The sequence below is a fragment of the Pseudoalteromonas sp. KG3 genome (assembly GCF_030436385.1).
Taxonomy (GTDB): Bacteria; Pseudomonadota; Gammaproteobacteria; order Enterobacterales; family Alteromonadaceae; genus Pseudoalteromonas; species Pseudoalteromonas prydzensis.
On the sequence record NZ_CP098524.1, the window covers coordinates 588,946 to 615,908 of the forward strand.

Below are 26,963 nucleotides of genomic sequence, written 5' to 3' on the forward strand. Positions count from 1 at the left end.
AATAAATAATGAAAGCTATGCTAGCACGCTGGAACGCGATAGCAAGATTTTAGAGTAGGATTAACCATTAAGATCTACCGAGGCATAAAATTTTACTACCAAAGTTTGATGTAGATTAATATTTGCTCAGTTATATTAGAGTAAGTTGTATCTTAAACAACAGTGAATACCCCCGATTCTTAATGATAAGACTCTCTCACCAACGAAGGAATAAATATGAAAGCTGCAATTAATACTCAATACAAAGGCCGTTTAGAAATTACAGATTTACCCATCCCAACTGTAGGGGCGAATGATGTGCTGGTAAAAATTGCCGCATGTGGTGTGTGCCACACGGATTTACATGCCTGTCATGGTGATTGGCCAGTAAAGCCTAAAATGCCCTTAGTGCCGGGCCATGAGGGCGTAGGAGTAATCGAACAACTAGGTAGCAATATCACTCATTTACAAGTTGGAGATCGTGTTGGTATCCCGTGGCTATATAGTGCGTGTGGTCATTGTGAATTTTGTTTAGATGGCAAAGAAACCTTATGTCTTTCACAGCATAATACCGGTTATTCAGTTGATGGTGGTTATGCAGAGTATTGCTTAGCGCATGGTGATTATGTGGTTAAAATTCCTGATGGTTTAGGTTTTGCAGAGGCCGCGCCGTTATTTTGTGCTGGTGTTACAACTTATAAGGCTTTAAAAGTATCAGGCGCTAAACCGGGGCAGTGGGTTGCCATTGTTGGCGTAGGTGGTCTTGGTCACTTAGCAGTGCAATATGCAAAAGCCATGGGCTTAAATGTGATTGCCGTTGATACTGGCAAAGAGAAACTAGCTCTAGCAACAGAGTTAGGTGCTGATATCACACTGGACTTTAAAGAATGCGTGCCGAGTGAGGCTATCTTTGAGCAAGTAGGTGGCGCCCATGCCGTGGTGTGTACTGCGGTGTCTAAAGCGGGATTTGAGCAAGCATATAAAAGTGTTCGCCGTGGTGGCAAGTGTGTATTAGTGGGTCTACCCTCAGAGGATATGCCGTTGCCTATTTTTGATACTGTGCTAAATGGCGTGTCAGTCGTGGGTTCTATTGTTGGCACTCGTAAAGACTTACAAGAATGCTTAGAGTTTGCAGCCCAAGGTAAGGTTAAAGCAATAATTGAAGAAAAGCACTTAGAGGATATTAATGACATTTTTGACGATATGCTCAAAGGTGAGATCAATGGCCGTATAGTCGTCACTATGTAAACGTAAAAAAGCGCACAAGCATTTTGTGCGCTTTATTTCATTACTTTAAAGCTTATAACTTAAGGTTAATTTTGCATTGCGTTCTTCGCCTGGCATACCACCCAAAAACATGGCTTTTGAATAATACACTTTATTAAACAGGTTGTTTAAGTTGAGCTGTATACCCCATTTATCGGTGTTGTAACTCAGTGCTGCATCATAAATGGTATAGCTTGGTACATAACCATCAGGAATGCCGAATGATGATGAGTTTGTACTGCGATCATCCACGTATTTAACACCGGCACTTATTTTTAGTGGCTGGGCTAGTTCAAACCACTGAGCACTGTATGTTAACCATGTGCTTGCTGTTACATAAGGCACACCTTTTTGACGTGCAGCAAATGTGCTCACATTTGGATTTTTCTGCTCACGTGCATCTTGATACACACCGTTGATATTGACTTTCCATTGCTCATTTAAATAGGCATTTAAATCAAGCTCTACACCCTTCGTTTTTTCTTCACCATCAAAAAAGCGTTCAGGAATTGTTGGATCGGGTTTTGTGTCATCAAAGGCAGGGTTTGCATACTCTAAGTTAGTTCTTGCGGTATCAAATACAACTAGTGAGGCGAGTAATTGATCGTCAAAGCCTTTCATTCTGATACCTAAGTCAGTGCTGAGTGACTCTGCATCATCGCGGTCGGCCTCATTGCCTGCCACCGAGCCTAAAACGCTATACGCGGTGCGGCCCTTAGAATGGTTAATGAAAATAGACAAGTCATCAGTTGGTTTGTAGGTTGCTCCTAAATTATAGGTTAAGCCGTTATCTGATGTGCTAGCTTGTGGGGTTGCCGCTGCGGCACTGGCACGATATCGCGCATCGACACCTAAGTGTTCATACTTTTGAGTAATTTCGTTATAAGCAACGCCTATTCTCGTCGTAAAAGTATCGTGAATGTAGGCTACATGTTGCAGCCCTAAGCCCCATGCTTGTACTTTCTTATTGTAGTTACTGGTTTTTAGCGGATCGTAATCAGTGAACTGTCCATCACCCCAATTAGGATTACGGATATCTAAAATATAAGGTAAAGCACCTTGATAGCTAATAGCGCCATTTTTATCTTTTAAGGTGTAGTCTTTATCCCAGATAGAGTATTGGGTAAAACGAATATCACGGTCTTCATAGTTGGCATTAACTAAGAATTCGTTTTCTATATCACCTAGGCTAAAGTCATAGCGTAGATCTGCAAAATATTGCCACGACTTTTCATCCGCTTCGACTTGGCGATATTCTTGTCTGCGCGCTGCAAATGGGTAAAGCACATCATCAACTACCAGCGGTGCGCGAGGATCTGCATTGATAACCCCGTTGCGCTGCCAATACACATAGTTATAGGCACCGGTTTGACGGGCAAAACTCGATTCATAATTACGGTATTGTAGTTGTTGATTTAAAAATAAATCATCAGTGAGGTAATAGTTATGAGTCAGCTTAAAGCGCAGCTCTTCACCTTCATTATCTTTTGCCATCGGTGAGATAATACCGCGATGACCAAATTTATACGGGGTTAAGCCATCAGACGCTGCAAGTGAATTAGCGAGTTGTTGGCGCTGTGCATCAGATAATTGCAGCCCTGCAGTGCTTGGATCATTGATTAAATCATCCGCAGTTACTTGGCCGGCGGTTTTACCATTTACCGACTGCGCATTATAAATACGGATAGGGTGGCCAATGGAATCAACTGCAATGGCATCCTTGATATAAGCGGCTGAGATCATGATATCTTGGTGGTCATTGAACACATATTTTAATGCGGTGTAGATTTCATCACGGTCATCTTTTAAATCGCGGTAGCCGTCACTGCGAGCGGTTTTAGCGTTAACTCTATAAGCTAGGTTATCGGTGATTGCATCGTAAGCGCGTAATTAGCCCCACATACCAATGTTAATGGCACCTATGCATAATTTACTCAGCATATTAACCTGAGGTAATTATGAATAAACAGCAAAAAATAAAACACTGGCAAGGCATTTTTGAGCAGCAAAAATCGAGTGGTTTAGCCACCATTCAATTTTGTCGTGATAACAACATTAACGCATCGACTTTCTATGTTTGGCGTAAACGCCTTTCTGATGAAACGGTAAGGGTTAAAAAGCAACAGGTGATCCCGTTTGTTATTCATGAGCAAGCCTTTACGCAACCTTCAATCATTAAACTCACCACACCAAACGGCTATCAAATAGACTTCGAGTCGACATTAGCTAACCAAACGCTAGCCAAATTATTGAGCGTACTGTGACACCTTGCACACACCAAGTTTACTTGGTCACGGGGTTCACCGACATGCGCAAATCAATCAATGGCCTAAGTATTATTGTCAGCGATACCCTATCTCTCGATCCTTTAAGCCAAGCGTGGTTCGTTTTTTGTAATAAACAACGCGATAAATTAAAGATTTTATTTTGGGATACCAACGGTTTTTGGCTCTATTATCGTCGTTTAGAACAAGGACGATTTCAGTGGCCAAAACAGACTAATGAACACACGGCTATGGGCATCGAGCAACGCCAATTACAGTGGTTGCTATCAGGGTTACCGGTCAGTAATCAAACACGGCACCCGACTTTATCGGGGTTATCGGTGATGTAAATTAATCAGATCGTTTTTTTTACTTGAACGATCTTTCCCATGTGTCATGCTATTAAAATGCCAGACACTATTCTCATCACCGAACTACAAAATCAGCTTGCACTTATGCAGGCTAAGCTTGATGCTTTACAAGAAGATAAGGTTGAAATGCAATCGCGGATTGACCACTTGCTTGCTGAGCTTAAGTTAAGTAAATCCCAAAAATACGGTAAAAAAAGTGAAAAAGCCCCACGGGGCACCTTCAATGAAGCGGAGCAGCATAAAACGACTGAGCCGCCTAAACACCATAAGAAAGGCAAACAAACGCTGGCTGAGCACTTTGAACGAGAAGAGGTTGAGCACACCTTAACCGAGTTAACGTGTCAGTGTTGCGGTGAGCAACTACATCAATGTGGTAGTGAAGACAGCGAACAAGTTAAAATTATTCCGGCGAAAGTCAGCGTCATTAAGCACAAACAATTTAAATATGCTTGCAGACATTGCGAGCATGAACAATTGACCAGTAAAATCATCACCGCGCCTAAACCTAAACAACCGATACCGGGGAGTATTGCCAGTCCCGAGGCATTAGCGGCGGTTGTGACAGGCAAATACTGCGATGCCTTACCGCTTTATCGTTTCGTTGAAATACTGGGCCGTGGCGGCCTTGAACTATCGCGCGGAACATTAGCTAATTGGTGTATTAAAGCGGGCCTGCTAATCAGCCCCTTAGTGGCAGCCATGCAACGTCACTTGCTTAATGAGCACAGTTTATGTGCCGATGAAACCCGTACACAAGTCTTAGATGAAGGTGACAATCCTAGCAGCAATTCCTACATGTGGGTTTATCGCAGCAATGAGGTTAGCCATGAGCCTGTCGTGATTTACGATTACCAAGCAGGTCGAAGTCGCGCTTGCGCAAAAGAATTTCTTGCCGGTTATCAAGGCTATTTACAGTGCGACGGTTACCGTGTTTATGACGGTATTGAAGGCATTACCCCTGTTGGTTGTTGGGCACACGCTAGACGCAAATATAACGATGCCTTAAAAGCAGAGTCGAAAAACAAAGGTCGAGCGCATAAAGCCATCAGCTTTATCAGCCAATTATATAAACTGGAAACCCAGGCTAAAAACAAACAGTTATCCCCTCAAGCGCGGTATCAGTTACGACAAGAAAAAGCCTTACCCATATTAATGCACTTTAAAGCGTGGCTTGATGAAGCCGAAGGTAAAGTAACGGCGGGGAGTTATATTGGCAAAGCGATAAAATACACACTTAATCAATGGCCGAAATTAATGCGATATAGTGAAGATGGCGAACTAGGGATTGATAATAATATTACTGAGCGAGATATTCGGCCGTTTACCACTGGTAGGAAAAACTGGCTATTCTCAAAGTCAATTAATGGTGCCCAAGCAAGCGCCACACTCTATAGTATTGTGATGACGTGTCGTGCCAATGACATCAATCCTTATTACTACTTTGTGCATTTATTTAAAACGTTGCCGAATCGAGATGAGGGTGATGATGATTTTACCGACCTAATGCCGTGGAATGTGCAGCTAGACTTCGATTATAGCTAAGCGCACTGCTTAAATGCGCGCTTACATTGCATCTGTACTATCAAATGAAAGCGAGTAGCTGTTCCATTGGCCGACTTCTGCTTGAACTGTGTGCTTGGCATCGAACTGTGGTTTCTTTTCAATTAGATTTATTACACCACCCGCGCTACCCATGCCATATAAACCTGTGGCAGGGCCTTTGAGAACTTCCACAGCTTCAACATTGGTTAGTGAACGAGTTGGATTGAATGTGTTACCAAGTCCTGCACCGCCATACATACCATCATAAGTATAATTTGCACCTAGGCCACGGATCACTAAGTTATCACCAATACCATAGTTATTTCCGGCTTGCGTTACGCCACTAATGTTACGGGCTAAATCTTGTAAGTTATCTACACCTTGTGAATTTATCAGTTCTTGGTCAACCACCACGATTGGTGCCGGTGTTTCCATTAACGACATATCAGACTTAGTGGCTAAACCTGAATTTAGTACAACATGGTTTTGTTTTTGGTAAACCGAGATATGTTCCATGTCAGCTTGCTCTGCAGCTAAAGAGCTGTAAGACGTTAAGCAGGCGAGGGTAAGTAGTGAAAGTTTATGCGTTGTCATAATCGTTATCATTGAATTGTTTTTCGAAATGATAATGTGTTGCATTTGTATTTCAGGTGTTAATTACCTAATAAAGGCAAATTATTAATTTTACTATATATTGCTAACCTTTTGTTTTCACTTGATTCACATTGATGGGCTGTGCAACTTAAGCTTAGTGAGGGGGCATCAGCCCCTCTCAATAATTATTTATAAGTTGTTCCAGCTTTCATGACAAATTCAACATTTTCTAAAAGCGTAATATTCTCTAAAGGGTTGCCTTTAACTGCGATGATATCTGCTGCAAATCCTGGTTTAATTTGCCCTAGTTGGTTTTCAACTTTTAACAGTTTTGCGCCATTGATCGTGGCTGCTTGAATAGCTTGCAATGGTGTCATGCCAAATTCAACCATCCGAGCAAACTGTTTTGCATTATCACCATGGGGGTAAATGGCGGCATCGGTACCAAACACCATATTTACGCCCGCTTTTACTGCGCGGCTAAAGCTATCACGTTGCTTTTTAGAAACTTGGCGCTCTTTTGCGAGGTTTTCTTCAGCAACGCCATTTTGCTCGCCATAGGTTAAGGTATATTCCGTGTTATAAATATCCATTGAAAACCAAGTGCCTTTTTCTTTGGCAAGCTTGATTGCTTCATCATCAACAAAACTAACATGCTCAACACTATCTACACCGGCGACAATCGCTGCTTTTATGCCACTGGTGCCATGTGCATGAGCTGCAACGGTTAAGCCGCGCATATGGGCTTCATCAACAATCGCATTCATTTCGTCTTGGCTATATTGTTGAATACCGACTTTTGTGCCCTTTGAGAACACGCCACCTGTGGCACAAAACTTAATAACATTGGCACCGTATTTGATGTTTTCACGGACTTTTTCGCGCACTGCCCAAGGACCATTGGCAACACCTTCAGCGGTATATTTCATTTCAGGGGGCAGGCGGTTATTATCACAGTGTCCACCAGTGACCCCTAGTGATGGACCGGCAGCCCAAATACGTGGGCCAATAATGTCGCCGGATTCGATACCATCACGCACTGCAATTACGCTATAACCTTCAGCTCCCACGTTACGTAATGTAGTAAATCCAGCCATCAGGGTTTTTTCGGCAAAGTAAGCTGCTTTAATTGCTTTGCGTGGAATTGATTGACCAATGCGCTCGCTGCGCGGTACGGTCGGATCGCTGGTTAAATGCACATGCATATCCATTAAGCCCGGCACAAGCGTAAGCTCGGGAAGTTCAATATGGTGATCACCAGCTTGCAGCTGCGGTGCTTTACCTTTCGTTATTTTAGTAATAATACCTTCATCGATTTGAATCAGTGGAGCATTAATTATCTTGCCATTATTCACATCAAGCATAGCTTTGGCACTAATGTATGTGGTTGCATGGGCGTTAAAAGCACTGACAAATGCTAAGCTGACAGCAGTAGCTAATGATAATTTATTCATTGTTTTTCTAATTGTTGATTATTTAATATGGCAATGTAGCAAGCAGTTTTTCGGCTGTAAACAAAACGCGCTAACTGGCGTATTTTCTTTATTTAAGCAATGGAAAGTCGCATAATCCCTTCACTACTTACACTCAGGGAAAATTATGAATAAATTTAAGGTAACCTTGCTTGTTGCTGGTGTACTCAGCGCATTAGCTGGATGTTCAAATACAACTAATAACAATGAACTTAAGCAATCAGCAGTAACTACGCAAGCGACACAAAACGCAAACCAACAACTAAATACATTGGTAGAGCAGTATTTTGTTGAGTCACTGCAATTTTCCCCACTGTTTGCTACATATATTGGTTACAGTCAATATGACAATCAATTTATAGCACCGATCAGTGAACAAAACAGAGCCACACAACAGGCTTTTTATAAAGATTATCAACAACGTTTAGCTAGTATAAATAAGCAGCAATTAACGGGACAAGCGTTATTGAGTTACGAAATACTCGAACGAGATTTAGCCCTGACAATCGAAGGCTTTCAATTTCCAAGTTATTTACTTCCTATTGATCAAATGTCTGGAGCGCATAATGATTTTGCCGGTTTAGGCTCAGCACAAAGCGCACAACCATTTGAAACTTTTCAAGACTATGAAAACTTCATTAGCCGTGCCCAAGGTTTTGTAACTTGGTTATCATCAGTGCAAGAGGCAATGCGTCAAGGTATAGAGCAGGGGATTGTATTACCAAAAGCACTTGCAGAAAAATTATTACCACAGTTTCAAGCGCACATAGTTACCAGTGCAGAACAATCACTTTTTTATAGCCCGATAAAGCAGCTGCCTGCTAATTTTAGTGCTGAACAAAAACAACAACTCACTAAGCAGTACAGTGCGCTTATCATGGAACAACTAGTACCTGCGTATGCAAAAATGAGTGAGTTTTTAGCCACGACGTATATTCCTAATAGTCGTGAAACAGTCGGCTATAGTGATTTACCTAATGGTAAGGCATGGTATGAATACCAAATAAAGCAAAACACCACCTTGAGTTTATCTGCAGATGAAATTCATGAAATTGGTCTAAAGGAAGTATCGCGTATCCTTAATGAGATGAAAACAGTAAAGGAAACGGTAGGCTTTAAAGGCGATTTAAGCGAATTTTTCACTCATTTACGTGATTCTGATGAGTTTTATTTTGATACGCCAGAGCAATTAATTGCGGCCTATGAAGCCGTAAAGTTAAAGATTGACGCACGTGTGCCTAAATTGTTTAACATAGTGCCAAAAGCTGATTATATTGTGAAGGCGGTGGAAGATTTTCGAGCTGAATCAGCCGCTGGAGCGTCGTATCAATCACCTGCGCCAGATGGCTCTCGACCTGGTATTTTTTATATCAATACCTTCAATTTAAAAGCGCAGCCAAAATTTTTACTCGAAACACTCTCTATTCATGAAGCAGCGCCTGGGCATCATTTTCAAATTGCCTTGCAGCAAGAAGTCGAATCATTACCTGAGTTTCGTAAATTTGGTGGTTACACTGTATTTGCCGAAGGCTGGGCTTTATATGCCGAAAGTTTAGGTAAAGAGTTGGGCTTATTTACCGATCCGTATATGTGGTATGGCCGTTTATCTGATGAACAATTGCGTGCTATGCGCTTAGTGCTTGATACTGGCTTTCATGCCAAAGGTTGGACTCGTCAGCAAGGGATTGACTATATGCTTGCTAATTCCTCAATGGCTTTGAGTGATGTTACCGCAGAAGTTGAGCGTTATATTGCTTGGCCTGGCCAAGCACTGTCTTACAAATTAGGGCAATTTAAAATTCAAGAATTGCGCGATTACTGCAAACAAGTGTTGGGCGATAAATTCGATATTAAAGAATTTCATACGCAAATACTGATTGACGGTGCACTGCCAATGCCAATTCTAGAAGCAAAGATCAAACGTTGGGTTGAAAAGCAGCAATAAGTAGTTAAAACGGCGCGTATTGCTATTGTGCTTTGCGCGCCGTTGTTGATTACGTTAAAATGCGCGCTCAATGGGGCGCTGAGTTTAACTATGTTAGAAAACCAATTTTGGCTTAAAAAATCACTCGAGCAAATGTCACAAAATGAATGGGAAGCCATTTGTGATGGCTGCGGTAAATGTTGTTTGAATACATTAATTGACAGTGAATATGATGATGAATTCACTGTAACAGAGCAACTGCGCGAAGGTGAAGAGCTGCTTTTTACTAGCATTGCTTGCCAGTATTTAGACGAGCAAAGCTGTGGCTGTAGTGATTATGCAAATCGTCAAACTCTGGTGCCAAGTTGTGTCAAATTAACCAAAGAGAACTTAGCAAGTATTTTCTTTATGCCGCCAAGTTGTAGTTATCGACGCTTACATGAAGGGCGAGGGCTGGCCTCATGGCACCCGTTACTTAATAATGGTAGTAAAGAAAAAATGCATCAGCTTGATATTTCAGTGCAAGGTAAAACTGTAAAAGATTGTGATGTAGATTTTGATGACTTTGACTTATATGTTGCTCAATGGCCAATGAAGGATTGCGATTAATGACAGCAAAAATTGGTTTGATCAATCCTAAAAGCCCAAGCAATGTGGGAGCCGTACTGCGTGCCGCTGGATGTTATGGCGCTGAGCAAGTGTTCTTCACTGGTACGCGATATTTAAATGCCCAAAAATTTCATACTGATACTAAAAATGTAGTCCAACGTATTCCTTTAACGAGTGTGACCGACCTAGCATTAGCTAAGCCTGAAGGTGCGACCGTAGTGGTGATTGAATTAATTGAAGGGGCTACGCCATTACCTGAGTTTGTTCATCCTGAAAATGCATTTTATATTTTTGGCCCAGAAGATGGCTCGATCAGTAAAGATGTCCTGAAATGGTGTGATGAAGTTGTCTATATTCCAACTATTGGCTGTATGAATTTAGCTGCAACTTGTAATGTGGTGCTCTATGACCGCCTTGCAAAACTTGGTGGTATAGCAAGCTGTGATGCAACTATCATTCAAAGCCGTGATACAAATAATAAAATGAAGTGGCAAAAAGTGTCGCAATGACACTTTTATGCTGACGGTTAAAATTGATAACTGGCACTGATGATCGGCCCATGGGTGATTGTTTTGTAACTAAAGTAACTGTGATCTGCTTCATCTCCAGTGTTGTAGTCAACATACGTACCTTTGTATAACAAGGAGGCATCCCATTCATCGCTTATATGGTAACTAACACCTAATTTTAAGCTACCGGTTAATTTAGCTGCCAGACCAAAGCCGCCAATATCCCCAGAGGTGCTAAACAGCCAGTTGTTATTAATGGGTTTATCAATTTTAAAACCCAGAATAATATCGATCCAGTCTTCATCTCTATCTACAAGTGCTGTTTGTGGAAAATTGTTTGGTTCAAGGTCAAATTGATATGTATTATCCCAGCGACGAAGGCCTACGTAATTTATCCACTGCCCAACACTTGGACTTGATTGTTTATGAGCGAGAGCCACTTCAAGCACACCTTGCCTAACCCGCGCATTGAATACACCGAGTTTGGCTTGTTGGTGCGACTTACTTAAATCCATATACGCCCAGTCAGCCATGACTCCCCAATTAGATTGGTGAAACGCTTCAAATCGTAGCATAAAGGCGCTATCGAGATTATTTAAAATGGTGACAAAATCTACTGCCAAGGGTGCGTCTACTGTACCAATACTTTAGTCGCCATCAATACTCGTCAACATCAAATAAGGTTCAATTTTATACTGCCACTGATCTGCATAACTATAACTGCTAAACACACATACTATTGCAAACAGCGGGGCAAGTAATTTTTGCTTCATACGAGTTCCTATCTCAAAACACAATTGGCGAATTAAATTATAGCAACCATTTTGCAGCTTGCAGAAAAGAGAACTAATTAATCTAAATTCATTGTCGTGAAAGCAAACTAATAGTGAATTATCACGGGTGTAAATACTTATTCAGGGCTTTAGTATGTAATTATATTCGTGGAACGATCCAAGTAATAATATGTGATCTTCTTTTTAGAGTGTGTAAAATCAATTGCAACTTGTTAATGGAGTGAAAATCACGTGAGTGAAATAAATATAAATAAAAGCTTTGTCACCGAACAGTCGCAGCAAAATAAAAATTACCTGTTACCTTTAACTGCAATGACGACCCTGTTTTTCCTATGGGGATTTATTACCGTTTTAAATGATGTGCTGATCCCACGCTTAAAAGGGGTATTTGAGTTAAGTTATACAGAGGCGATGCTAGTACAGTTTTGCTTCTTTGGGGCTTACTTTATAGTGTCACTTCCTGCTGGCATATTAGTGAATAAATTTGGTTATAAAAATGGGGTACTGAGCGGTCTTATTGTTGCTTCTATCGGTTGTATGTTGTTTTACCCTGCGGTTGTTGTGCATGAGTATTGGTTGTTTTTAACTGCTTTATTTGTACTTGCTGGTGGTATTACCGTTTTGCAAGTCTCTGCTAATCCCTATGTTGCCGCCCTTGGTCCTGAAAAAACAGCGTCCTCACGTTTAAATCTAGCTCAAGCGCTTAATTCATTAGGCACAACAGTTGGTCCATACGTTGGGGGGATTTTATTTTTTGGCGCAGCGGGCTCGCTTACAGCCACCGCAGCCACAGCTGATTCCGTGAAGGTTCCGTATTTAATTTTAGCCGCTGCGTTATTAACCATTGCAGTGGTTTTCGCCTTTTTAAAATTACCGGAAATTAAATCACATAAAGAAGAACTTGATTGTAAAGCAAAAGGGCACTCATTAACCCAAGCACCACATTTAGTGATGGGGGTTGTGGGAATTTTTTGTTATGTAGGTGGCGAAGTGGCCATAGGTAGTTTTTTAGTTAACTTTTTTGGAGAAGCCCATATCGCCGGTTTAGAAGAGCATGCAGCCGCTGCTTTAATTGCTTATTATTGGGGCGGCGCAATGGTAGGGCGGTTTATCGGTTCAGCCTTGTTGCAAAAAATAGCCCCTTCAAAAGCCATTGCATTTAACGCGATTGCGGTCATTGTTTTACTGCTAGTGACTATTTTCACCCAAGGTAATATTGCATTGTATGCGGTGCTATCTATTGGTTTATTTAATTCAATATTATTCCCTACGATCTTCTCAGTGGCAATCCAAGGATTAGGATCATTGACGAGTAAAGGCTCTGGTTGGTTGTGTTTAGCTATAGTGGGTGGAGCATTAATACCGTTAATTCAAGGCGTGGTTGCGGATGTTGTGAATATTCAGATCAGCTTTATCGTGCCAGCATTGTGTTATATTTTTATCGCGTGGTATGGGCTGAATGTTGTCAAGCTTACTAATAAGTGGCAACAAATAGTAAATTAATTGACTGTCAGTTCTATTGCAAAACGCATTTACGATACTGTTAATGCGTTTTGCTGTTTCACTTCCCGCCAACAATTCCCCAGAGTTTAAAGTTAATTCCTGATTTTTCATAAATACAGTAATTTAGCTATTTGCTTCTGAATACGTATTCAATAGCGCGATATTATAAACCTGATGGAACGATCCAGTTTGTCACAGTTTTGTGCGATAAGGTTTTAAATTGATTTTTGTTTTTGATGGTCATAAAGACACATTTTGCAGATTAACCTGCACTGATCAGTCGCGTGTATATTATTCAGTTTTGCAGGATTTATCATGCTTTTGTCGTGTTTTTGTCCGTAATATAGCGACTATTACCGAATAAATAAGACAAAGAGCCTTATTTTTGCTAAAAGTAACTTGCTAACAATAATAAAAAAATAGGTATGTAATGCAAAGCTCGCTTAAATTTACCACTAAGGTAACTATTGCTGCGTCAGTTGTACTTGTGTTGGTGCTCGGGTTATTTACAGTCAATAACTTTATTTCAATGCGCACACAAACACAGCAGCAACTGTCTTTGGTATTACAAGAAAGTTCGCAATCAGTTTCTCAAAATATTGCTAATTGGCTCAACAATAAACTCGCCATAGTGAAGTCGGTGGCGAAAACCCATCAACAAAATGATACTAAGGTTTTAACGCTCAGCCAGCTAAACACGGCAGAAATGGCGGGCGAGTTTAAAAATACCTACATAGGCAAGCCTGATGGAACATTTGTACTTAATGACCAAACTCCAAACTGTGGTGCTACCTGCTGATTACGATGCAACAACCCGGCCTTGGTATAAATTAGTTGAAAACAAAACCACCACAGCTTTTACCACCCCTTACATTGATGTAACCACCAATGAACTGACTATCTCTGCGGTCGCGCCGATTTTAAATAATGGCAGTTTTAGTGGTGTCGCGGGGGCTGATATTGATATGGAAACAATCACTAAAATAGTCAATGAGATTGATTTTTTAGGGTTTGGTTATGGGTTTTTACTCGACAGTAATGGCCGTATCTTAAGTCACCCTAATACTGATTTTAATGATAAGAACATGGCGAGTTTGTTTGGTAAAAGTTTGCCATTAAAGCCTGAGTTCGTTGAGCTTGAATTTAACAACGATGACCATTTAGTCTCATTCACGCGTATTAAAGGTATTGAGAATGTTGATTGGTATTTAGGGGTTGTGATCAACAAAGATATTGCGTTTTCATCGGTAGCTTCATTTCGAAATATGGCTGCAATCTATATGTTGATAGGGATTATCGCGATTATTCTGATGATGCAATTTTCACTACGTTACTTAATGCGGCCAATGCAGCGTTTAAGCGATGCAATTAAAGATATTGCAGAAGGTGAAGGGGACTTAACTCGTCGTTTAGACATTGAAAATAATGACGAATTTGGTGAGCTATCACGCTATTTTAATGCTTTTATAGATAAAATTCACACCTCTATCGACCAGGTTAAAACCACTACCGTGGAACTAGAGCGTTCAGTGGAAAGTTTAGTTGAGCAAACGCAGTCAACATTAAGTATGTATAGCGATCAAACAAAACGTACAGACAGTGTTGCCACAGCCATTAATGAGTTGTCATCCAGTGCAGTGGAAATTTCCAGCAGCGCGAGCCATGCATCCTCGCTTGCAACCGATGCCAATACACAGTCGGAGCAAAGCCAAGGCTCGTTAAACGATAATATTAATGCCATCGGTGTGCTTTCTAAAAATATGCGCCAAGCACAGGACATTATTAGTCATGTCGCTGAGCACTCGGCAAGTATCGGCCAGGTACTTGAGGTGATCAAAGGAGTGAGTGAACAAACTAATTTACTTGCACTAAATGCTGCGATTGAAGCTGCACGTGCGGGAGAAGCTGGGCGCGGGTTTGCCGTCGTTGCAGATGAAGTAAGGCAACTGGCTCATCGTACTCAACAATCAACACAAGAGATTGAAAACACAGTCAGTCAATTACAACAGGGCTCTGCCAGTGCTGTTAAGGTGATGAAAGACAGTTTAGTAGAAAGCGACAATAGCGTAAAACAAGCACATGTCGCTGGCGATAAAATGGCGGCAGTAACAACGGCAATTAAAGCCATTGATGACGTAAATCATGGTGTTGCCAATGCAACGACAGAGCAGAATGAGGTTATTCAATCATTAGATAACGATATTCATACAATAAGTGAGTTATCACAACAAGGTCAGCTAAACTTAAACAATACCTTGGCAGAATGTACGCGCTTAAAACAGCAATTTGATGAGCTTGAGAAAATGGTACTACGCTTTAAAGTATAAATGATAACTATGGCCATGATTTTGGCCATCAAATACTTATATTACGCCTAATGAAAGGGCTAGTATACGCTGTTTTGAGTAATGACTAATAGGTGAATAAATGAATAATAACACTCAGCTTATCTATGTTTATGACCCAATGTGTAGCTGGTGTTGAGGCTTTAAAGCATGTTGGCAAAGAATTCAAGCGGCGTTAGCTGATGAGCTTGAGATCATTTATAAAGTTGGTGGGCTTGCCGCTGATTCAGATCAGCCAATGCCGGAAGATATGCAACTCTTTTTACAGAAAACTTGGCGGCGTATTGCCGCTGAAACAGGGGCTGATTTTAATTTTGATTTTTGGACTCATTGCCAGCCTCGTCGCAGCACATACCCTGCTTGTAGGGCGGTGATCGCCGCGCGACAATATAATAAAGAACAAGCAATGTTTGAAGCCATTCAAAAGGGCTATTACTTGCAGGCACAAAATCCTTCCGATATAAGTACGCTGGTACGTTTTGCGCAGCAACTGGATATAGACAGCAGCGCATTTTTAAGCTTGTTGCAAAGTGCACAACTTGAACAGCAGTTTCAACAAGAGCTAGTGTATGTACAGCAACTTCCAGCGCAAGGTTTTCCTTCATTAATACTGCTACATAAGCAGCAGTATTATGCTATTGCTATAAATTATACTGATGCGGAACAGGTCATAGCTCGCATTCGTAGTGTACTTGCCTTGTAAAAATCCCCCTAATTACCTCATCAGATAGTACTTTCAGCTCTGCCAACTTACCTAGCTAACACTGCTTTATACTTTGCAATTGGTGTTATTTATTGCCTTTGTCATAAAACAGACTTTTTAGCGCAACACCTTTGTCATTTTTCACCTATAGAATCTCGGTCATTGATAAAAGCAACTAGCAAATCCGCTAATTTAACGAGTAAAGGTGTATGCGATGAAAGGCGTTAAACCATTGATATTAGCTAGTATTGTTGCCATGAGTGCGACAGTGCAAGCAAATGATCTAAATAAGGTTATCGATAAAAGCAGTGAAATTAATCAATCAGCTGCGCAATCACAAACAAAAATAGACAAGATTGCAGATTCAATGCAAGGGCGTTTACAACAGTTTAAAACTCTCAATAAAGAAATTGATGGTTTAACTGTTTATAACGCGCAACTAAGCAAACAGCTTAGTAATCAAATCAGTGAAATGGAAGCTATTAACCAATCAATGGATCAGGTTTCTATTATTGAGCGTCAAATTACCCCATTAATGTTACGCATGATCACTGGCCTTGAGCAATTTGTTGCGCTTGATGTGCCATTTTTAACGGACGAGCGTGAAAAGCGTATCGCATCTTTAAAAGACATGATGAATCGTGCTGACATTAATTCAAGTGAAAAATTCCGCCGTGTTTTAGAAGCCTATCAAGTTGAAGTTGATTACGGCCGCACTATCGAAGCGTATACCGCGTTATTAAATGTTGATGGTAAAGAGCGTGAAGTAGACTTTTTACGCATTGGTCGTTTAGAGCTAATTTACCTTACTCGCGATGGTAAAAAAGCGGGCACATGGGACGCAACCAGCAAACAGTTTGTTGCCCTTGATGATTCAACCATCAGCCAAATTAGTAAAGGTTTACGTATTGCACGTAAGCAACTTGCCCCAGATATGTTAACACTGCCAGTACACGCTGCGGAATAAGAGGTTAAAATGAAACTTTTCACAAAAATGACCAAAATTGCTTTATTAAGCGCCACACTGGGCTTTGTTGGTAATAGCGTTGCCGCAGATGCAATGGATTTAGACTCACTATTAAAAACCCTTGAGCAAGGCAAATCAGCGCAATCTGCACAAAACAAACAACGTGAGCAAGAATTTGCAGCTCGTCAAAATGAACAAGTCCAGACTCTAAAAGACACGCAAGCTAAGCGCAATCAAATGCTTAGCGAGTCAGAGCGGTTAGAAACTCAATTTGAAGAAAACGAGATCAAACTGGCTAACCTGACTGATACATTATCTAAGCGCATGGGCTCATTAAAAGAGTTATTTGGTGTGCTACAGCAAGTGGCTGGTGATTCAAGTAATAAATTTGCTACCTCAGTGGTGTCTGCACAGATACCAGGACGTGGTGCATTTATGGATGACTTGGCGCAAAAAATGGGTTCGACGTCGCAACTTGCGTCAATCGAAGACATCGAGAAAGTGTGGTTTGAATTACAACGTGAAATGACTGAGCAAGGCAAAGTATCACGCTTTACTACCGATGTGATTGTTGAAGGCGGTAACAAAGCGAAGCAGGAAGTGGTTCGTGTTGGTGCGTTTAACCTAATTTCACAAGGTAAATACCTTGAGTACAACACCACAACAAACACAATTAGTGAACTGACTCGTCAGCCGGTTGGTCGTTACACGTCAACAGCCAGTGATTTACAACAGGCAAGTTCTGGTACGGTGCAATTTGCACTTGACCCAACCGGTGGCTCTATCCTTGGTTTATTAGTTCAAGCTCCTGATACTACAGAGCAAGTTCATCAAGGTGGCGCAGTAGGTTATGTGATTTTAGGTGTTGGTTTACTGGCATTACTTATCGCAATTGAGCGCTTTATCTCACTGATGTTGATGGGAGGCAAAATTCGTCGTCAACTTAAAGATGCTGTGCCGCGTGATGACAACCCACTTGGTCGTGTAATGAAAGTCAAAGATCAATATACAGATGTCGCTTATGACACGCTTGAACTTAAATTAAGCGAAGCGATTTTACGTGAAATGCCAAAAATCACGCGTAACTTAACGCTTATCAAAATTATCTCAGTGGTTGCCCCGCTGCTCGGTCTACTGGGTACAGTGACCGGTATGATCAATACCTTCCAAGCAATTACTCTATTTGGTACTGGTGACCCTAAATTAATGGCTGGTGGTATTTCGCAAGCACTTGTAACAACGGTTCTAGGTCTGGTTGTGGCTATACCGACGGTATTTTTATACACCTTACTTAATACTCGTTCAAAGAACTTACTGCTTATTTTACAAGAGCAAAGTGCGGGTATTATCGCTGAGCGTAGCGAAAAGGGAGCGTAACCCATGGTGCTATTGATTGACTCAATCAATGCTATCCGTGATTTTCTCGACACTGGTGGCCAAGTTCTCTTGGTCATCGGAGTGTTAATCTTCGCGATGTGGTTATTGATACTCGAGCGATTTATTTATTTCTTTAATGGTTTTCGTCGTTACAAACATGCAGTGAAAAGTAGTTGGACTTCTCGAGCAGAGCGTAATAGCTGGAATGCCGAGCAAATTCGCCAAGCGACGATTTCTCGCGCTGGGATGAAGTTAAATAGCAATTTAGCGTTGATCAATGTGATGGTTGCTTTATGTCCTTTGCTTGGTCTACTCGGTACGGTAACAGGGATGATAGAAGTATTTGATGTGATGGCAATTACTGGAACGGGCAGTGCACGTTCAATGGCATCAGGTGTATCTAAAGCGACTATTCCAACTATGGCCGGTATGGTCGGTGCGCTATCGGGTGTATTTGCTTCAACTTACTTACAGCGTAAAGCGAAACGTGAAGTGGCATTACTTGAAGACAGCATGGTTTTAGACCATTAAACAACAATTTTAGTATGTGGCGACAGCCACATACAATTAGGAGAATAAAATGAGAGCCCCATTAGGAAGCCTTTTTCAAGAAGATGAAGCAGAAGAAATTAACATGACGCCTATGCTTGATGTTGTCTTCATTATGCTTATTTTCTTCATCGTTACAGCCTCTTTTGTAAAAGAAGCAGGTATTGATGTGAACCGCCCTGAAGCCGCAACCGCGGTTAAAAAAGAACGCGCTAATATTTTAGTGGCGATCTCTGACAAAGGGGAAATTTGGATCAACAAACGTCAAATAGATGTACGTGCAGTACAAGCGAATATTGAGCGTTTAAAAGCAGAGAACCCGCAAGGTAGTGTGGTTATCCAAGCGGATAAAAAAGCCACTACAGACACCTTAATCAAAGTAATGGATGCTGCACGCGCTGCGGGTGTGTTTGATGTGTCTATTGCGGCTCAAGAAGCGTAAGGGTTAACAATGCGTTATTTAGTAGCATTAATTGTAGCCGGTGTCGTCACCTTTATGCTGTTTTTAGGCATGCAGGCGCTGATCACCGGCGGTGAAGGGGCAATGACAGAGCCTGCTAAAGGTAATGTGCTTGATTTTGTACGTCTGAAAAAAGAAGAAACTGTACAAAAGAAAGAACGTAAACCACAAAAGCCACCAACACCAAAAGAGCCGCCACCGCCAATGGAGTCACCGCAAATGCAAAACAGTGATCCTAATGCAGCAGCGTCTAATTTTGACTTTGGTGCCAGTGTGGATGCGGATGTAAGTCTCAGTGGCGGGCTGGCACTTGATTCAAGTGATGGTGAATACCTACCGATTGTGAAGGTCGCGCCAGTTTACCCGCGCAGAGCTTTATCGCGTGGTATTGAAGGGTATGTGATTGTTGAGTTCACAGTAACCAAGCAAGGCACAGTGCGTGACGCCAAAGTGGTGAGAGCTGAACCTGAATCATTGTTTGACCAAGCCGCTATTGATGCAGCACTTAAATTTAAATATAAACCACGCGTGATCGATGGTGAAGCCGTTGAAGTTGCGGGTGTACAGAATAAAATTTCTTTCCAAATTAACGGCTAGAAACAGAGGAGTGCGATTATGAAATTATTAAAAACAGCATTAGTGTGTACTTTTGCTATAGGCACCAGTGTTGCGCTGCCAAGTTTAGTCTCTATGTTGCCTGGTGTCACTCTTGCGAGCGTTTATGCGCAAGAGCAAAAAACCACCAAGGTACCGGCACTGCGTGAAAAAGTGTATAGCCAATTAGCTCGCGCACAAAAGTTAGCTGATGATGGCGACGCTAAAGCAGGGCTTGAGGCGCTTGATAGCATCAAAGAACGTTCTTCTAGTATGAATTCCTATGAAATCGCCATGATGCATAATTTTTATGGCTTCATTTATTACAACGAAAATGATTTGTCTAAGGCGATTGCAGCATTTGAGAAAGTGATAGCAGAAGAGGGTATTCCTGAAACGTTACGTTTAAGTACCACCTTTAGCTTAGCGCAACTTGCGATGGCTAATAGTGACTATAATAAAGTTATTGATTTTTTAGCACAGTGGGATGCTATCAACACTAAGCCTAAAACTGATGCGTATTATGTACTTAAATCGCAAGCGTATTATCAGTTAAAAGATTACCAAAAAGGCATTGATAATATTAATTTAGCGATTGCCCAAAGCGATAGCGAAGGCAAACAGCCAAAAGAAAACTGGTTAGTATTACAGCGTGCTATGTATTACTCGCTTAACCAGACCGACAATGTTGTTGCTGTGTTAGAACGTATGGTTAAGCTTTATAACAAGCCAGAATACTGGGTGCAACTTGGTGGTATGTATGGTGAAACAGGGAAAGAAAAACAACAGTTAGCAGTACTTGAAGCCGCTTATCAGCAAGGTTTTTTGACCTCTAAATCAGATTTACGCCAACTTGCCCAAGTGTATTTATATAACGGTTTAGCGTTTAAAGCGGCTGATGTGATGAGTAAAGCGATTGAGGCAGGCGTTGCGGAAAAGTCAGCGAAAAATTACGCTTTTATCGCTGAAGCCATGATACAAGCAAAAGAAGATGAAAAATCTGTTAGTTATTTTGCAAAAGCGGCCGATCTTTCCAGCCATGGCAAGTATGAACAGCGTATGGCCGAAGTGTATGTGAATCTTGAAAAGTACGAAGATGCAGCAGATGCTGCGCGTAAAGCGCTTGATAAAGGCTCGCTTGATTTTGAATCAAACGCCTATGTTGCATTAGGCATGGCACAGTATAGTTTACAAAATTTTGATGCGTCTATTTTAGCATTCGAACAAGCTGAGAAACATAAAAAATCACAGCGACTCGCCGAGCAATGGATCAAATATGTGAAGCGTGAAAAGTTACACGCTGAAACATTGCGTACCGCATTGTTATAAGTAAATGTGGGGCTAAAAAGCGCCATATTAACTGCAACGATTTAATTACAAAACCCGTTTTATAATCGCAACACCAAAACCGCCCTAGGGCGGTTTTTTTCGTTTAAATTTATCCTAACAGTTTGTTATTTAAATAAATTAGATTGTCATGTTATGTTTATTAAAATGTAACTGTATTGTCATACACCTCCCGTATTGTAGTCCTCGTTGAAAAACTCAAGTGACCTTAAAGCATGGCTTGCGTGTTTTAAGGTGACTTGGGTTTTTACTTAATGCGCTAATAAAATAATTAAATATCTTAACGGAGTGAACAATGAAATTATCTGGTTTATTTAAGATCAGCCTTTTGGCTTCTGCAATTACACTCGCTGGTTGTGGCGGTGGTGATATTAATATTAATGTTGAAGAAACAGTAGCACCACCTACACCACCAGTGCCAACTGATCTTCCAGGTGAATATAGTCAAAGTCTTTCTACTGAAGCTTCAGCTGCCTTGGGTCGTGAAGTAAAAGTGCAAGTGCTTTCAGGTGAAATCACTGAAGATACGACATTAACGACGGATGCATTTTGGGCATTAGATGGCGCTGTGTTTGTAGGTAAAGATAAAGCAGATAGCGCAACCCTTACCATTGAACCTGGAGCCGTTATTTTTGGTAACAATGGGTCTGATTACTTAGTCGTAAGCCGTGATTCTAAAATTGAAGCGACAGGGACCAAAAGCGACCCTATCATTTTCACATCAAAACAAGATGTAATGGGCGAAACAACAGCCTCTGGACAATGGGGCGGCATGGTTTTACTTGGGAATGGTATTTCAAATAAATGCCCTGCTGAAGGTGATTGTGCACTGCAAGTTGAAGGTGTGGAAGCAGGTGCGGTATTTGGCGGTACTGATAATGCGGATAGCTCTGGTACGTTAAAATATGTTGTTGTTAAAAACGCTGGTTACGAGCTTTCAACCGGTAATGAGCTAAACGGTATTACCTTTGGTGCCGTAGGTTCAGGTACTACCGTTGATTACTTGCAAGTACATAATAACTCTGATGACGGTGTTGAGTTTTTCGGTGGTGCAGTTAACTTAAAGCATGTTGTTTTAACGAGCATCGACGATGACAGTATTGATTGGGATAACGGTTATCAAGGTAAAATGCAGTTTGTGTATGTTGAGCAAGATAAAAATTCGACTGATGCTAACCGCGGTATTGAAGCCGATAACGATGGTAAAACGCCATCAAAAGAGCCTAAGTCTTTGCCTATTATTTCAAACTTAACCATTATTGGTAATAACTTTAAAGGTGAAGATGAAGCCGAAGGCATTTACCTGCGTGAAGGTACCGGCTTACATTTATATAATTCAGTGATCACAGGCTCTGATGAAATGGGCGAGTGCTTAGAATTAGAAGGTATTGCGCTGGATGATAACGGAGATGCATTATTCTCTGATAGTGAAACCGTTAATAATGCTAATGATGGCACTATTTTGATGCAAAACACCTTTATGTCATGTACCAATGGTGAGAATTTTAAAGATCCAAAAGGTGCTGACGGTTCTACGTTGCTTGCGCTTGAGTCTTGGTTTAGTCAACAAACAGGTAATGTGATCAACGACAAGCCTATGCTTGGTGTGAATGGTCAACCAATTGCTGGTTCGCCACTACTAGGTGCAGGACAAGATGTTGCTAATACGGTTGATGCCTTCTTTGATACGGTTGATTTTGTCGGTGCTCTAAATGATTCTGACGATTGGCGTGAAGGTTGGGCATTTGGTTATGGTGGTGGAGAAGTGACAGCACCTGCTGCAGTTGCTGGTTGTCCTGCAGGTACTACTTCAATTTCACCAGCGGATAACGTAACGACAACATGTGAAATATCTGGCCGTATAACGTCAGACTTAACATTAACAGCGGGTAACTTATACGCAGTTGATGGCGCTGTTTTTGTTGGTAATGATAATGCTGACTCTGCAACTCTAACTGTCGAGCCTGGCGTTACTGTTTATGGTCGTAACGGTAAAGATTATATTGTCATTAGCCGTGGCTCTAAAATTGAAGCCAACGGTACTAAAGATAAGCCTATTTCATTTACTTCAAGTCAAGATGTTGCTGGTCAAGCAACGGCAGCAGGTCAATGGGGCGGTTTAGTACTACTAGGTAATGCGCCATCTAATAAATGTCCAGAAACAGGCGAGTGTGCGCTACAAGTTGAAGGTGTTGAAGCCGGTGCTGTTTTTGGTGGTACTGACACTGCAGATAATTCTGGAACATTACGTTATGTTCGCGTTATGAATGGCGGCTACTTACTGTCACCTGGTAATGAAATTAACGGTATTACGTTTGGTGCTGTGGGTTCTGGTACTACTGTAGAGTATTTACAAGTTCATCAAAATGCTGATGACGGTGTTGAGTTCTTTGGTGGTAATGTGCAGGCTAAATACCTTGTGCTAACTAGTATTCAAGATGACAGCATCGATTGGGATAATGGTTTCCAAGGTAAGCTTCAGCACATCCTTGTTAAGCAAGCTGCAGATAACTCAGATGCTAACCGTGGTATAGAAGCCGATAATGACGGTAAAACACCATCTAAAATGCCTAAATCAAATCCAATGATTGCTAACTTAACCATTATTGGTAATACCTTTAAAGGTGAAGATGACGGTGAAGGCATGTACTTCCGTGAGGGAACGGGTGCGCAAATCTATAACACGATTGTAACAGGCCCAGTAGGCATGGGTGAGTGTCTAGAGGTTGAAGGTATTCCAGTAGATGAAAATGGTGCACCAATATTTACTGAAAGTGAAACAGTTAAAAATGCACAAGATGGCACCTTAACGATTAAGTCATCGGTTATCGCCTGTTCTGAGAACTTCAAAGACCCAAGTGGTGTTGATTTTAGCGTAGAAAACTGGTGGACAGCGACGTTAGGTAACTTAGTAGCATCAGGACAAACTGACGTAGTTAATGGTATCTATACTATTGATATAACAACTCCTACAGATGTAAACGCTGTAGATAGCTTCTTCGATACTACATCACATATTGGTGCTGTATCGAGTGATAATGACTGGACAGCTGGCTGGACAGTAGGTCTGGAATAACACAGTAAGAATGGGTGCTAGCACATAGTACTAGCACCTTTTTTAACACTTTCTGTAACTTATTTCAGATAGAGGTAAACATGAAACAGTTTTCTAAAAAGTTTTGCTTATCCACACTTTCCGCAGCAATTTTATGTAGTTTAAGCGTTTCAGCACATGCTGCTGAAGCCGAAGATGAGGCTGTACTTGAGGAGGTTGTGGTTAGCGCAAGTCGTTTAAAAGGCACTGCAACAGCCGTGCTTGAAGAGCGAAAACAACAAGCATTTGTTGCCGATATTATGGGTGCTGACCAAATATCCCGTAGTGGCGATAGTGATGCGGCATCTGCGTTACGCCGTGTAACGGGTTTAACTTTAGTCGATGGTAAATTTATTTATGTACGTGGTTTAGGTGAGCGCTATTCAAGTACTCAGTTAAATGGTGCAGCAGTGCCAAGTCCTGATCCGACCCGCTCAGTCACCCCGCTTGATTTATTTCCATCAGGAATTATTGAAAGTTTGTCTGTGCAAAAGTCTTATTCTCCTTCTATGCCAGCCTCTTTTGGTGGTGGTAATGTGGATATACGCTTAAAAAGCATTCCAGACCAATTTGTTTTTGATGTATCAGGTCAGCTTGGTTATAACACCAATAACTTTGATGATGGCATTGAGTACAATGGCGGCTCGAATGACTGGTATGGTGTTGATGATGGCACCCGTGAAATACCAGATTCAATCATGGATATTTATAACTCTGGGCAATCATTAGATGATCTCACACCAGAGCAAAGTCGTGCTTTAGCACTTGATTTAAACCGTGATTATGACCCGCAAGCAACAAGTGTAAACCCCAATACTAAGTTTACAGCAACACTGGGTAATAGTTTTGAGTCAGGTGATTGGCGTTACGGCTTTTTATCAGCGGTTAGCTATGATAACAAATATTTTGTTGGCGAAGAGTACCAAGGCGAAGACTTCCGTTTAGGTGAGAACAGTGCTGCTATGGTGCGTGGTTACGATAAAATCATTGCCACTGAGCATAATGTGAAAATGTCTGGAATGGTAAACTTTGGTATTGAGTATAATAATGCTCATCGCATTGACCTTAGTACGCTGATTTTACGCGACACCGAAGATAAAATTCGTGATCGTCTAGGTATTGATGAGAATAATAACCAGTCTGATAATAAGCGTATTCGTTCTTACGATGTAAGGTATGAAGAGAGAGAGTTAATAGTAAACCAAATCAAAGGCATGCATACATTCGATTTTCTTAACTATGCAGGTTTTGATTGGAAATACTCAAACGGCCGCTCAAACCGTTATGCACCAGGAAATATGCAGACGCGGTTCATTGTAAATGATGCAAACGAAGATGGTAATTATGATTTAGTTAATGAAATCGCATTAACCAATGCCACAACGGCTGCTCGTTATACATTCCAAGACCTTAATGATGAAGTAGAAAACTACGGGTTTAATTTTACTTTTCCAATCATGTTAGATGGTTTGGATATAGAATTAAAATCAGGTGCTGATTATGTCTCTAAAGAGCGCTCGGCTTCGAATCGTCGCTTTGACATAAACACTCGCGCATTTAAAGACCTTGATTTAAATGGCAATGAGCTGAATACGATTCTTTCTGATGATGCAATAGCTAACGCAGAACTAAATCTACCCATACTTAATGATACAACGTTTGCAGGTGATGATTACCGCTCAGCACAAAAAACAGATGCTTATTATTTTGAAGCTGATTTTTTCTTCAATAATAAATGGCGTTTGACAGGTGGCTTACGTTGGGAAGATTTCAGGCAAGTGTCAGTGCCACTTGACCCGTTTACTGGTGGCTTAGACCCTTCAATCGATTATGATGATTTAGGTAACTTAGCGTTTCAAGAAGATGATATTTATGGTGCGCTTGCATTCACTTATATTCAGGACGACCAAACACAATGGCGTTTAAGCTACGGTGAAACGGTTGTACGTCCTGATTTACGTGAGATATCTGAATCTACTTACATTGATCCGTTAACTGAATATCCTGTTGGCGGTACGCCTGGATTACGTACAACGCAAATCAAAAATTACGATTTCCGCTGGGAAAACTACTTTGATACTGGTGAAAACTTCTCTGTTGGTCTGTTTTATAAAGACATGATCGATCCAATTGAGTCGGTGCAATCTCCTTCTCAAGATGGACCGCCACTTGTACGTATTGCCAATGCTGAAGATGGCTATGTTGCCGGCGTTGAGTTTGATTATCTTAAAGATTTCACTTTCTTAGGTGGTTTTTGGCAAGATGTATTTATGAGTGGTAATGTTACACTCAGTGATTCTGAGATAAACCTAGACCGTCAAGCTATTGTTGATCAAACTGGTGTATCTGCGGCGATCACTAATACTAAACGTCGTTTAACGGGACATTCTAAATATGTTGTGAATATGCAGCTTGGCTATGATGCACCATCAGGTGAACATGCTGCAACATTGGTTTATAACGTATTTGGTGAGCGTATTATTATCCCTGGTATAGAAGGGCAAGATGATTGGATGGAACAGCCATTCCACTCAGTTGATTTGAATTATACTTACTACCCTGATTTTAACTCAAGTATTAAGTTTAAAGTGCTTAATATTTTGGGGCAAAAATCAGAAATTGAATCTGCTGGTACGCTAACTCGCTCAAAAGAAAAAGGGACTGAGTTCTCTGTTGAGTACAAATATCAGTTCTAATTCA

21 protein-coding genes and 2 pseudogenes are annotated in these 26,963 nt (G+C 41.1%); 18 read left to right on the top strand and 5 right to left on the bottom strand.

The annotated features are described in order from the left end of the window. The first annotated feature begins 216 nt into the window (after positions 1 to 216). Complete coding sequence (gene adhP / locus NDQ71_RS21170) at positions 217 to 1,227, top strand: alcohol dehydrogenase AdhP (RefSeq protein WP_192541023.1); 1,011 nt, start codon at positions 217 to 219, stop codon at positions 1,225 to 1,227. A gap of 45 nt (positions 1,228 to 1,272) precedes the next feature. On the opposite strand, the gene NDQ71_RS21175 is transcribed toward adhP, so the two are convergent. Further along, positions 1,273 to 2,988, bottom strand: coding sequence for a TonB-dependent siderophore receptor (locus NDQ71_RS21175; RefSeq protein ID WP_301562692.1), 1,716 nt, complete (start codon positions 2,986 to 2,988; stop codon positions 1,273 to 1,275). Between the two features lie 215 nt (positions 2,989 to 3,203). On the opposite strand from NDQ71_RS21175, the gene NDQ71_RS21180 reads away from it, so the two are divergent. From NDQ71_RS21180 to NDQ71_RS21190, 3 genes are read left to right on the top strand one after another with little or no spacing between them, the layout of a single operon-like run. After that, complete coding sequence (locus NDQ71_RS21180) at positions 3,204 to 3,509, top strand: IS66 family insertion sequence element accessory protein TnpB (protein WP_179808177.1); 306 nt, start codon at positions 3,204 to 3,206, stop codon at positions 3,507 to 3,509. Between the two features lie 44 nt (positions 3,510 to 3,553). Further along, positions 3,554 to 3,859: an IS66 family insertion sequence element accessory protein TnpB gene (tnpB, locus tag NDQ71_RS21185; RefSeq protein WP_179808175.1), complete on the top strand. Its 306-nt coding sequence runs from the start codon at positions 3,554 to 3,556 to the stop codon at positions 3,857 to 3,859. Between the two features lie 57 nt (positions 3,860 to 3,916). After that, positions 3,917 to 5,422, top strand: a complete 1,506-nt coding sequence (locus NDQ71_RS21190; protein WP_244453981.1) for an IS66 family transposase — start codon at positions 3,917 to 3,919, stop codon at positions 5,420 to 5,422. A gap of 24 nt (positions 5,423 to 5,446) precedes the next feature. Here the strand turns inward: NDQ71_RS21190 and NDQ71_RS21195 are convergent. Both NDQ71_RS21195 and NDQ71_RS21200 read right to left on the bottom strand, forming a co-directional pair. Then, positions 5,447 to 6,016: pseudogene (locus NDQ71_RS21195) on the bottom strand (TonB-dependent receptor plug domain-containing protein); the annotation flags it as partial. A 185-nt stretch (positions 6,017 to 6,201) separates the two neighbouring features. After that, a complete protein-coding gene (locus NDQ71_RS21200) occupies positions 6,202 to 7,470 on the bottom strand; it encodes an amidohydrolase family protein (protein WP_192541025.1) in 1,269 nt (422 codons plus the stop codon). Positions 7,471 to 7,615: 145 nt separating this feature from the next. Here NDQ71_RS21200 and NDQ71_RS21205 point away from each other — a divergent pair, with 145 nt between their 5' ends. The 3 genes from NDQ71_RS21205 to NDQ71_RS21215 all read left to right on the top strand — a co-directional run bounded on the left by NDQ71_RS21205 (position 7,616) and on the right by NDQ71_RS21215 (position 10,530). Next, complete coding sequence (locus NDQ71_RS21205) at positions 7,616 to 9,433, top strand: DUF885 family protein (RefSeq protein WP_192541026.1); 1,818 nt, start codon at positions 7,616 to 7,618, stop codon at positions 9,431 to 9,433. Between the two features lie 90 nt (positions 9,434 to 9,523). Beyond that, positions 9,524 to 10,021: a YcgN family cysteine cluster protein gene (locus NDQ71_RS21210; protein ID WP_192541027.1), complete on the top strand. Its 498-nt coding sequence runs from the start codon at positions 9,524 to 9,526 to the stop codon at positions 10,019 to 10,021. Further along, positions 10,021 to 10,530, top strand: a complete 510-nt coding sequence (locus tag NDQ71_RS21215) for an RNA methyltransferase (RefSeq protein ID WP_192541028.1) — start codon at positions 10,021 to 10,023, stop codon at positions 10,528 to 10,530. Before NDQ71_RS21210 ends, NDQ71_RS21215 begins: the two co-directional genes overlap by 1 nt. A gap of 17 nt (positions 10,531 to 10,547) precedes the next feature. Here the strand turns inward: NDQ71_RS21215 and NDQ71_RS21220 are convergent, their stop codons facing one another. Next, a complete protein-coding gene (locus tag NDQ71_RS21220) occupies positions 10,548 to 11,153 on the bottom strand; it encodes a hypothetical protein (protein WP_192541029.1) in 606 nt (201 codons plus the stop codon). Between the two features lie 24 nt (positions 11,154 to 11,177). After that, positions 11,178 to 11,303 carry a hypothetical protein gene (locus NDQ71_RS21225; RefSeq protein ID WP_263973416.1) on the bottom strand — a complete coding sequence of 42 codons (126 nt, stop codon included), beginning with the start codon at positions 11,301 to 11,303 and terminating at the stop codon, positions 11,178 to 11,180. Between the two features lie 252 nt (positions 11,304 to 11,555). Here NDQ71_RS21225 and NDQ71_RS21230 point away from each other — a divergent pair, with 252 nt between their 5' ends. The 11 genes and pseudogenes from NDQ71_RS21230 to NDQ71_RS21280 all read left to right on the top strand — a co-directional run bounded on the left by NDQ71_RS21230 (position 11,556) and on the right by NDQ71_RS21280 (position 26,959). Next, positions 11,556 to 12,827, top strand: a complete 1,272-nt coding sequence (locus tag NDQ71_RS21230; protein WP_192541030.1) for a sugar MFS transporter — start codon at positions 11,556 to 11,558, stop codon at positions 12,825 to 12,827. 430 nt (positions 12,828 to 13,257) lie between these two features. After that, a pseudogene (locus tag NDQ71_RS21235) lies at positions 13,258 to 15,154 on the top strand (methyl-accepting chemotaxis protein). 256 nt (positions 15,155 to 15,410) lie between these two features. Continuing rightward, entirely contained in the window at positions 15,411 to 15,875 is a 465-nt protein-coding gene (locus tag NDQ71_RS21240; protein WP_367318016.1) for a DsbA family protein, read from the top strand. A gap of 214 nt (positions 15,876 to 16,089) precedes the next feature. Next, positions 16,090 to 16,842: a DUF3450 domain-containing protein gene (locus NDQ71_RS21245; RefSeq protein ID WP_192541031.1), complete on the top strand. Its 753-nt coding sequence runs from the start codon at positions 16,090 to 16,092 to the stop codon at positions 16,840 to 16,842. Positions 16,843 to 16,851: 9 nt separating this feature from the next. After that, the gene (locus tag NDQ71_RS21250) at positions 16,852 to 18,219 is read left to right on the top strand and encodes a MotA/TolQ/ExbB proton channel family protein (protein ID WP_192541032.1); all 1,368 of its coding nucleotides are present in this window, start codon (positions 16,852 to 16,854) and stop codon (positions 18,217 to 18,219) included. Between the two features lie 3 nt (positions 18,220 to 18,222). After that, the gene (locus tag NDQ71_RS21255) at positions 18,223 to 18,750 is read left to right on the top strand and encodes a MotA/TolQ/ExbB proton channel family protein (RefSeq protein WP_064664909.1); all 528 of its coding nucleotides are present in this window, start codon (positions 18,223 to 18,225) and stop codon (positions 18,748 to 18,750) included. Positions 18,751 to 18,799: 49 nt separating this feature from the next. Then, positions 18,800 to 19,210 carry a biopolymer transporter ExbD gene (locus NDQ71_RS21260; RefSeq protein ID WP_064664908.1) on the top strand — a complete coding sequence of 137 codons (411 nt, stop codon included), beginning with the start codon at positions 18,800 to 18,802 and terminating at the stop codon, positions 19,208 to 19,210. A 9-nt stretch (positions 19,211 to 19,219) separates the two neighbouring features. Next, positions 19,220 to 19,825: an energy transducer TonB gene (locus NDQ71_RS21265; protein WP_192541033.1), complete on the top strand. Its 606-nt coding sequence runs from the start codon at positions 19,220 to 19,222 to the stop codon at positions 19,823 to 19,825. 18 nt (positions 19,826 to 19,843) lie between these two features. Beyond that, positions 19,844 to 21,151, top strand: a complete 1,308-nt coding sequence (locus NDQ71_RS21270; RefSeq protein ID WP_301562693.1) for a lipopolysaccharide assembly protein LapB — start codon at positions 19,844 to 19,846, stop codon at positions 21,149 to 21,151. A 313-nt stretch (positions 21,152 to 21,464) separates the two neighbouring features. After that, positions 21,465 to 24,245, top strand: coding sequence for a hypothetical protein (locus NDQ71_RS21275; RefSeq protein WP_301562694.1), 2,781 nt, complete (start codon positions 21,465 to 21,467; stop codon positions 24,243 to 24,245). Between the two features lie 80 nt (positions 24,246 to 24,325). Next, the gene (locus NDQ71_RS21280) at positions 24,326 to 26,959 is read left to right on the top strand and encodes a TonB-dependent receptor (RefSeq protein ID WP_301562695.1); all 2,634 of its coding nucleotides are present in this window, start codon (positions 24,326 to 24,328) and stop codon (positions 26,957 to 26,959) included. Positions 26,960 to 26,963 lie beyond the last annotated feature (4 nt).